This window comes from Acinetobacter towneri DSM 14962 = CIP 107472, assembly GCF_000368785.1.
Classification (GTDB): Bacteria; Pseudomonadota; Gammaproteobacteria; order Pseudomonadales; family Moraxellaceae; genus Acinetobacter; species Acinetobacter towneri.
On sequence record NZ_KB849690.1, the window covers coordinates 126190 to 135707 of the forward strand.

Annotated in this window: 6 protein-coding genes, 2 pseudogenes and 1 other annotated feature; of the genes and pseudogenes, 7 read left to right on the forward strand and 1 reads right to left on the reverse strand. The window is 38.6% G+C overall.

The features are described 5' to 3' along the window. Positions 1–102: 102 nt before the first annotated feature. Positions 103–255 (reverse strand): annotated as a pseudogene (locus F947_RS14850) (IS256 family transposase); the annotation flags it as partial. Between the two features lie 48 nt (positions 256–303). On the opposite strand from F947_RS14850, the pseudogene F947_RS07840 reads away from it, so the two are divergent. The 7 genes and pseudogenes from F947_RS07840 to F947_RS07870 form a co-directional block, all read left to right on the forward strand. Next, positions 304–785, forward strand: a pseudogene (locus F947_RS07840) (transposase); the annotation flags it as partial. Then, positions 579–698: a sequence feature (AL1L pseudoknot), on the forward strand. (Overlaps the previous pseudogene by 120 nt.) A gap of 576 nt (positions 786–1361) precedes the next feature. Next, the gene (locus F947_RS07845; protein ID WP_004974297.1) at positions 1362–2585 is read left to right on the forward strand and encodes an efflux RND transporter periplasmic adaptor subunit; all 1224 of its coding nucleotides are present in this window, start codon (positions 1362–1364) and stop codon (positions 2583–2585) included. A gap of 10 nt (positions 2586–2595) precedes the next feature. Beyond that, positions 2596–5679 carry an efflux RND transporter permease subunit gene (locus F947_RS07850; RefSeq protein ID WP_004974298.1) on the forward strand — a complete coding sequence of 1028 codons (3084 nt, stop codon included), beginning with the start codon at positions 2596–2598 and terminating at the stop codon, positions 5677–5679. Next, entirely contained in the window at positions 5672–5995 is a 324-nt protein-coding gene (locus F947_RS07855; RefSeq protein ID WP_004974301.1) for a DUF3240 family protein, read from the forward strand. Before F947_RS07850 ends, F947_RS07855 begins: the two co-directional genes overlap by 8 nt. Then, on the forward strand, positions 5995–7302 hold the full coding sequence (locus tag F947_RS07860) for a TolC family protein (protein WP_004974304.1): 1308 nt from the start codon (positions 5995–5997) through the stop codon (positions 7300–7302). The genes F947_RS07855 and F947_RS07860 overlap by 1 nt, the downstream gene beginning before the upstream one ends. Before the next feature lie 84 nt (positions 7303–7386). Continuing rightward, positions 7387–8037: a response regulator gene (locus F947_RS07865; RefSeq protein WP_249920782.1), complete on the forward strand. Its 651-nt coding sequence runs from the start codon at positions 7387–7389 to the stop codon at positions 8035–8037. Next, complete coding sequence (locus F947_RS07870) at positions 8038–9402, forward strand: ATP-binding protein (RefSeq protein ID WP_004974307.1); 1365 nt, start codon at positions 8038–8040, stop codon at positions 9400–9402. Positions 9403–9518 lie beyond the last annotated feature (116 nt).

Genomic DNA, 9518 nt, shown 5'->3' on the forward strand with positions numbered 1-9518 from the left:
ATTTGATTGATAATAAGGGGTGTAATGTTTAAACCATCTAGGCGATGGCAAACGTTTAGCCACCTTGGCAGAGGGTATAAATAATTCTGTGTAAATACAGTTTTAAAAATACTTGGTTACACGCTCTTCAAACATGATACTAAAGCGATTCATAGCAGCTTTCCAATTCTGAATAGGCATCGTCCATTTTTTGCTTGCTGCCATAATTGCTAAATATACCACCTTTTTCACGGAATCATCAGTTGGGAAGATTTGAACCGTACCAGGTTTGTCGGAGACCAACTTTCTTGAGAGAATGTTCCAATGACAAAACCAAAATATACCCCTGAAATCAGAGAAAGAGCGGTTCAATTATTGATTGAATCCGAAAAAGATTATCCTTCTACTTGGGCTGCAATCACAGCAATTGCTCCTAAGATAGGTTGTACTCCTGAAACACTACGTGTTTGGTATCAAAAATATTTAGATAAACTAAATCCAGTTAAAGTACAGCAGCTTTCAGACCAAGAACGTATCAAACAACTCGAACGCGAAAATAAAGAACTGCAACGTGCTAACGAAATTCTACGTAAAGCAGCCGCTTTTTTCGCCCAGGCGGAACTCGACCGCCCACACAAATAATGGTGGATTTTATCCATAATAATAAAGAGCTGTACGGAGTCGAGGCGATTTGTAGAATTTTACCGATTGCAGCTTCGACCTATTATCGGGCTTTAGATCTCGCTGACAATCCAGAACATCGAGCGAATATTTTTTGCAACTACCTACGAATATGTCGTATTTGGGGCCCGAAACTGTGAAATAAAAGATAATAAAGAAAGTATGATTGGGGATAACATAATATAAAATCAATAAAAAAGCCCCCATCTTTCGATGAGGGTTTTTTTGAATTTGGAGCGGGAAACGAGACTCGAACTCGCGACCCCAACCTTGGCAAGGTCACCGAGATTTATTCCATTAAATGACCTTAATTATAAGTATATGATTTGATTACTGGTATATAGTTTTTGGTGGAGTAAAATTTTGATCAATTTAGATCATTTAATGTGGTTTTGGTCACTTCATTTTAGACATTTTAGTTTATAAAAGTCACCTATGTTTTGATGCTGATTTTCGTGAGAAATAATAACAATATATAGTTTAATATAATGATTATTAATAATTTATAAATCGACTACAACATGTAGTAGCGAAGATGCTCAAAATGCACTTACTACGTAACATCAGTTAAATAAAAGTCTCCCACAAACCCAATACGGTTCACTTGGGCCTATGCAGTCTGAAATAGGTTTATAAACTTAATCTGATCTTAAGAACTTAATCTTAGCTTTGTAGAGAAAATCTCTTGAAGGATGAAACGAGTGGATCAGCGAGTAGATGTACTAAATTTTAAAAAACTATTATATCTAATGAGCGTCTTGATCTTGATTAGCCTTGGGCTATGGTGGGGAAGTAAGCTGCTCTCGAATAAAAATATAGAGGCTAAAGTAGAGAGACAGGTTTCAGAGGCTGAGAGGAGTCCTGAAGTCTCAGAGCAACAAATCTTAATTTCTTCAAAACAAATTGAGCAAGTTGGGATCAAATTACACACATTAGGTGCTTCTTCTACTAACATACAAAAACAAATTATTTTACAAGGGCAAGTACAGTGGTCACCAGAAAGCAAAGTTGTACTGACTAGTCCTGTTTCAGGAATGGTGCAGCAAGTTTTGGTACAACCCTTGGCAGAAGTTACCCGGAATCATCATGTACTTGCTGTACATAGTCCAGATTTAATTCAGATTCAAAATGAAATATTGCAGCTTCGTGCTCAACAACAATTAGCCCAGCAAAATTTAACACGTGAACGTAGCTTATATGCTGAAGGCATTATTGCCGAGAAGCGTGTGCAAGAGGCACAGAATCAAGTACAGCGTCTTAATATTAACTTAGGTGCAAAACAGCGAATGCTGCAATTTATGGGAGGAGGGCAGGTAAATAGTCTAAATTCCATTGTCTATGTTAAAAGCCCAACAAGTGGTTATATAGAAAACTTACAGGTTTCTACAGGTCAGTATGTTGAGGCTGGTACAGTATTAGGTCAACTTGTAAACGCTGATTCACCGTTACAATTGTTATTACAAGCTAATTTAGCTGACAGTAAATATGTGCATATTGGGGATGTTGTTCAGGTTGAAGGTTGTGATATTACAGGGCATATACAAAATATCGCTCCAGCACTTGTAGGGAATACACAAACTCAAAATATCATCGTACAAATGGATACCAAACATAATTGTTTGCGGGTGCAACAATTTGTCAAAGTTCATGTTCAAAGTAAGCAGCCAACAGTAATTGCAGCATGGCCAGTACCAAGTACTGCCATAACCTCACAAGATGGTAAACACATTATTTTTGTTAAAAATCAGAAGGGGTTTGAAGCTGTAACGGTTGAAGTTCTATCAGCTGATCAGCAGCAAAGTTATATTACAGCTGAAAAATTAAAACCCAAAATGCAACTTGCTATCAGTGGTGTAGAGCGTCTCAAGGCGGTGTGGTCTGGCTTTGGTGCAGAGCAAGCACCTATTAGCACTACAGAACGTTGAGGTGAGACATATGTTAAAACGTCTTATCGCCTTTTCACTTAGTCAGCGCATTTTAATATTATTGCTCACATTGGCGATCAGTGTGGCAGGCTACATTGCTTTTACGAAACTACCAATTGATGCTTTTCCTGATGTGTCAAGTACGCAAGTACAAATTGTGATGAAATCGCCCGGCATGACGCCCGAAGAGGTGGAAAGCCGTATTGTTGTACCCATTGAACAAGAAATGTTGGGAATATCTCATCAGACAGTAATGCGTTCGCAATCTAAATACGCGATTGCGATTATCACATTAGACTTTGCTGAAGGCACTGACCCTTATTGGGCTAGACAACAGGTGAATGAACGTTTAAGTAATGTGATGTCTGCATTACCAAGTAGTACGTCAGGTGGAATTGCACCCATGACGACCCCATTAGGTGAATCTTTTATGTTTACCTTACATGGGCCACTCAGTGATATGGAAAAACGAACTCTACTTGATCGGGTGGTTCGTCCACAACTTCGTAAAATTGAAGGGGTCGCCGATGTTAACGCTTTGGGGGGACTTGTTCGTACATTTGAAGTGACCCCTAATTTAGAGGCCCTGGCGGCACGAGGCTTATCTTTAACACAGCTACAACAGGCAATCGAGCTAAATAATGCCAGTGATGGTGCTGGGCGGCTTAATGAAAATGGAGAGTCATTACTGATCCGAAGCGATAGCCGCGTCAGAAACCTTGAAGAGTTAGGCGATATTATTGTTTCTAGCCATCAAGGAACATTGGTGCGGGTTAAAGATGTTGCACAGGTACATACTGGAGCACTCACACGCTATGGTGCAGTGACTGAAAATGGCCAAGGTGAGGCTGTCCAAGGTATTGTATTAACTTTAAAAGGTGCGAATGCACGTCAAGTCGTTCAACATGTTCGTGAGCATTTGTCCGACATTGAAAAAACTCTGCCACAGGGTACAACGATTGAACCATTTTATGATCGTGGTGAGTTGGTAAACCGAGCCATTCATACCGTAAGTAAAACGTTATTAGAAGCTATTGTCTTAGTCTTGATTTTACTTTTATTGTTCTTAGGAAACCTAAGGTCTGCTTTAGTGGTTGCGGCAGTTTTACCATTATCTGCACTAAGTACTTTTTTGATGATGCACCATTTTGGTTTAAGTGCCAATTTAATGTCTTTAGGTGGTTTGACGATTGCGATTGGTTTATTAGTGGATGCTGCAGTTGTAGTGGTTGAAAATATTGAAATGCAACTTGCTGAAGCAAAAGAGTCACCGCAACGTTCTTTTTTACCGCCATTAAATATGATTTACCGCGCAGTGTCTGAGGTTGCAGTACCAGTCACAGCAGGCATGATCATTATTATGTTAGTGTTTATTCCATTGGTCACGCTTGAAGGATTGGAAGGGAAGCTCTTTTCACCTGTGGCTTTAACAATTGTATTTGCTTTATCAAGTTCACTAATTTTTTCTTTGACAGTGATTCCTGTACTGTGTTCATTCTTTCTAAAACCGAAAGCACATCACACACCCTTTTTAGTAGCTAAATTAGAAACTGGTTACCGAAAACTTTTGAATCTGAGTTTAGCCCATCCTAAACAGATTTATGTCTTAGCAGGTGGTACCTTACTTCTGGCTGCATTGATTTTCCCATTCATTGGAAAGTCATTTATGCCAACCATGGATGAGGGAGATACTATTTTACAGTTAGAAAAAATCCCTTCGATTAGCTTACAAAACTCAATTGCATTAGATCTGGATATTCAAAAACGTATTTTGGAACAAGTGCCTGAAGTTGAAAGAATTGTGGCACGTACAGGTTCTGATGAATTGGGATTAGACCCTATGGGGTTAAATGAAACAGATAGTTTCATTGTGCTAAAACCACAAACGCAATGGCAAGTCAAAAATAAAGAGCAAATTTTAGAAAAAATTCGTCTTGTACTTCAAGATGTTCCTGGCGTGAACTTAACATTTAGTCAACCCATAGAGATGCGCACTTCAGAAATGTTGTCTGGAGTACGAGGAGATTTGGCTGTCAAAATTTTTGGAAGTGATTTAGACCAGCTTAATGATTTATCAAAGCAAATTGCAATAGTTCTACAAGGCATTGAAGGCAATGAAGATGTCATGACACTCGAAAATTCGGGAGTACAGTATCAAGAGCTGCGAATCCATCGTGATATGGCTATACGAAATCAATTGGACAGTCAAAATGTTCAAGCCCAACTCAAGATGCTCGTGGAAGGCAAAGAAATAGGTTCCATTATTGAACAGGGGCGCCCTGTTCCATTAATGATGAAAGGGGATCCACGTTTGGGAGAGTCGAGTTTTGAATTTTCCAATATTGCCTTGCCAATTGAGAATGCAGCTGCAGTGCCATTGTTATCTTTAGCAGAAGTGGTTAAGACTGAGGGTGTCGTAAAAATTGATCGTGAAAATGCATCACGAATGTCAGTGGTACGTGCCAACGTACGTGATCGTGATTTAGTTAGTTTTGTAGATGAAGCAAAACAATTGGTTGCAGAGAAAGTCAAGTTACCAACCGGCTACTCACTCAAATGGGGGGGGCAATTTGAAAACCAACAACGTGCGGCTGCTCGCTTAATGCTTGTTGTACCTGCTGCATTAACAATGATCTTCTTTTTACTATTTACGACTTTGGGTTCGGTGCGTCAAGCCGTATTGGTTTTCGTCAATATTCCCTTTGCGTTAGTCGGTGGAGTATTTGCATTAGCATTAACAGGTGAGTATTTATCTGTTCCTGCATCAGTTGGTTTTATTGCCTTGATGGGGATTGCTGTACTGAATGGTTTAGTGATGATTAGTTATTTTAATCAACTGATTTCTCGTGGTGTTGCAATTGAGGAAGTTGTTCGTGAAGGTGCTATGCGCCGTTTACGTCCAGTCATGATGACCGCGAGTATTGCAGCTTTAGGTTTGATCCCATTGTTATTTACTACTGGCCCTGGTGCCGAGATTCAACGTCCATTGGCGATAGTTGTGATTGGAGGGCTTATTTCTTGTACTTTGCTGACTCTGATTTTACTTCCTAACTTGTTTAAAAAATTTGGTTTAGCGCGAGATCATCATGTCTGAAATATGCCAACTCTCTATTAACGTGTCCTCTGATATTGCTGAAGAACTTATGGAGCATTTGTGGTTAATTCCTGAGTTGATTTCAGGGTGTACTTGTGTCAACGCACAAGGGTTTGGTAATCGCCAACATTATCGTAATGTTCAGGAAAAAATTCGCGGAGCAACTGAACGGAATCTTATATTGCTGATTGTACAACACGAATCTGTATCATTGGTTTTGGCGCATATTCAGCAAAAATTTAAATCAAGTGATTGTTTTTATTGGGTCATACCTACATTAATTTCTGGTTATATGAGCCAAGGAGCACTTGACTAATGACATTAAATATCAAATTTAAATCAACACTTCTAGGCCAAATTTGGTATCTGTTTGGGTTGGGCTATTGTTTTACAGTGGCTTCGACAGCAATTGCAAAACCTCAACTTGAAGCTGCTTTGCCACCACTTGAAGCAGTACAACAGAGTCTAGTAGAACATCCGAATGTGCGTGCTGCAATATCAGAGCAAGATTATGCAGACTTTGCCCGACAAGGATTAAAAGTAGGGCAAAATCCGTGGACTGTTACAGCCGGTATGCAAGTACGTAAGACGGATACACAACTAGAGCGAAAACAAGCCAATAGTTATGAACCTAGTTTGGGGATAGAAAAACAAATACGTTTGCCTAATAAATACCGGCTAGATCAAGATCTAGCACAACGTATTTCAAGTATTGCAGAACTGAAGTATGAGAATGCTCAACATCAAGCATCTAAAATGTTGTTAAATAGTTGGTTTGCTTATATGCGAAGCACATTGCATTTGAAGCGACTGCAAGAACAGCTGGATCAAATTCAGCAATTTATCCAAGTGACTGAACAACGTATTCGAGCAGGAGATGCACCACGACTTGAGCTAATGCTCTTGAAGAATGAGTACCAACAACTTGAGGAACAATATATGCAAGCTAAAGCTGCATATATTCAAGCTCAGCAATTGTTGGCCCGCGATTATAGAGGAAAGATCCCTGAACAGTGGAGCAGCGATGTTATACAGCCTAGCCCTATACAGTATAGTCAAGCAGAGTGGGTACAGAAAATTTTGTCAGTTAATCATGAGTTAGCACTCGTAAGGATGCAAGCTACACAGCAATACGCAGTATTAAAAAGAGAGCAGCTTAATAGACTGCCAGATCCTACGATTGGTTTTGGTTACAGTAGGGAGCAATCGGGAGAGGAGAATTTATTAGGGGTTAGTGTTTCAATTCCTTTGACTGCGCGACAAGTCGGTATTGCTTCAGGAATGGCAGCGGCAGAAGCAAAAAAAGCGGATTTGGAGGTATTGCGTGTAGAAAAACGTCTGCGTCAAGAAATACAGGGGTGGGTGATTCAAATGGAGTCAGCGACTGTACGGAATACGAAGGCGCAAGAAAACTTACAACTGTTGCAACAACAACATCACTTGATGCAAAAAGCGTATAAATTAGGTGAGTTGAATCTCAATGAGCTTTTGTTGCATTCGCAGCAATTGATTGAAGCACGTAGCCGAGTCGATCAAGCTAAAGTAGATTATGCAGAAAGTATGAGTTCCTTATTACTTGATTCTCATCAATTGTGGCCTTTACATGAGATGGATAGAATTTAACAGTAATATTTACGAGCATAGTAGGGATTATAAATTTGCGCTGTAGTTTGGTAAGCAAGAGAAAAAGGTGTTATGAGAGTTCTATTGGTAGAAGATGATAGCTTGTTGGCAAAAGCAACTGCACGTGGTCTAGATCAAATGGGCTTTGTAGTTGACATTGCGAGCACAGCAGAGCAAGCGTACCATTTTTTAGTGAGTTATCATTATCACTTTATTCTACTAGACTTAGGTTTGCCTGATCGAAATGGGATTGAAATTTTAAAATCACTACGTCGCAAAAAGAATCAAGTTGGAATTATTATTCTGACTGCTCAAGATCAAGTTGATGATCGTATTACAGGTCTAGAGGCAGGAGCTGATGATTTTGTTGTTAAACCTTATGATTTACATGAGGTCGTAGCAAGGATTCATGCTGTATTACGCCGAATTTCAGGAGAGGTAGGGGACCTAATTCAGGTTGGAAATATTAGTATTAACAAAGCGAGTAAACAAGTACTGTTAAATCAAGTCGAAATTGAGTTGACACATAAAGAGTTTCATTTATTGGAGTTATTTACTCTCAATCGTGGTCGTGTAATTTCGCGTGAAAATATAGAAAATTCATTTTATGCTTATGACGTTGATGTGAGTAGTAATGTTGTACAAGTCTATATTCATAACTTGCGTCGGAAATTAGGTAAAAATATTATCCGTACAGTACAAGGTTTTGGATATATCATGGATGAACAGCATTAAATGGCTGATCCAATTCGCAGCTATTCATTAACCCAGCGCTTATCTATAATTTTACTGGCAATTACCACTAGCGTTTGGTTGGGTAGTTTAGGAAGTATTTATTGGGGAATGCAAAACACTGCCAATAATATTTTTGATAAGTCATTAGCAGAAACTGCTCATGCTTTATTGTCTACGACTCTAAGTACCCTAGATGGAAAAGTACCGCAGCATACAGTGATTGAAAAAGCTAAGGGTGAGCATTATGACCAAATTGTATTTCAAATTTGGCATCGTGATGGACAATTAATTTATCGTTCTATTGGTGTGGAAACACAGCCATTTGTTCAGCAAGATAATTTTGGTTGGATTAAACTGAATAATAATACTTATCGTAGTTATTCTGTTTGGGATAGTACGCATACAATACAGGTACAAATTGCGCAGGTTTGGACAATTCGAAAAGATATTCAGCAAGATATGTTGCTGTTTTTGATTTTGGTTTCAATCATATTTTTGCCATTATTATTATGGTTGATTATTTGCACGATCCGTCGTCATTTATTGGCTGTATATAGCATTAGTCAAAACTTAGAAAAACAATCCATTGAACATTTAAATCCAATTAAGCCAGTTGTACCGAAAGAAATAGAACCTTTAGTGAGCTCTTTAAATACCTTACTTAGTGAGATTGCTGAAAGTATGCAACGTGAAAAACGTTTTACCTCAAATGCCGCTCATGAACTCCGTACACCATTAGCTGCTATACGCTTACATGCCCAAGTACTTCAAAATGCACGTTCCAATGAGGAGTCTAAGGAAGCTGCACAGGACATTATTACAGGAGTAGACAAAGCATCAAGAATGATTACTCAGTTGCTTACATTAGCGAGGCTTGAACCGAATGCCACACAAAACAAAAGCAATATTGATTTGGTAGATATTGTTAAAGGTACAGTTGAAATGATGGGTATTCAGTTCAGAAAAGCAGGTGTAGACTTACAATTGCATCTCACCTCAGTGTGCGTTTGGGGGCAGTCAGATCAGTTGGAAATTATGTTGAGAAATATACTCGAAAATGCCATTCTTTATCGTAGTTCAATACATAAACCTATTATTAAAGTCAGTTGTGGAAGTATTGGAAATGGTAGTTTTATACAGGTTGAAGATAACGGCATAGGTCTAGATGAAGCACAAATCCCATTTATATTTCAGCGTTTTTATAGAATAAATCAAGCCAGTTCTGTAGTAGGAAGTGGTCTGGGATTATCTATTGTGAAGCAGATTATTGACTCTCATTTAGGCAAGATTACTTTACAACGTGCAAATGCAGTTGGAGGATTGATTGTCAGAATTGAATTTTTCAAAAAATTGAATATTTATTAAAACGATAGTCAAAAAAATAGATTTTATCATATTGATTTATAAATTTAATTTAAATGCTGGCGTATATAGAGGTGGTTCCACTTGTTTGAACAACTAAAAGCGTATTTATAAGTGAT

Coding starts and splice junctions, on each gene's coding strand:
- F947_RS07860 (WP_004974304.1), top strand. CDS start 5,995: ATGACATTAAATATCAAATTTAAATCAACACTTCTAGGCCAAATTTGG.
- F947_RS07850 (WP_004974298.1), top strand. CDS start 2,596: ATGTTAAAACGTCTTATCGCCTTTTCACTTAGTCAGCGCATTTTAATA.
- F947_RS07855 (WP_004974301.1), top strand. CDS start 5,672: ATGTCTGAAATATGCCAACTCTCTATTAACGTGTCCTCTGATATTGCT.
- F947_RS07870 (WP_004974307.1), top strand. CDS start 8,038: ATGGCTGATCCAATTCGCAGCTATTCATTAACCCAGCGCTTATCTATA.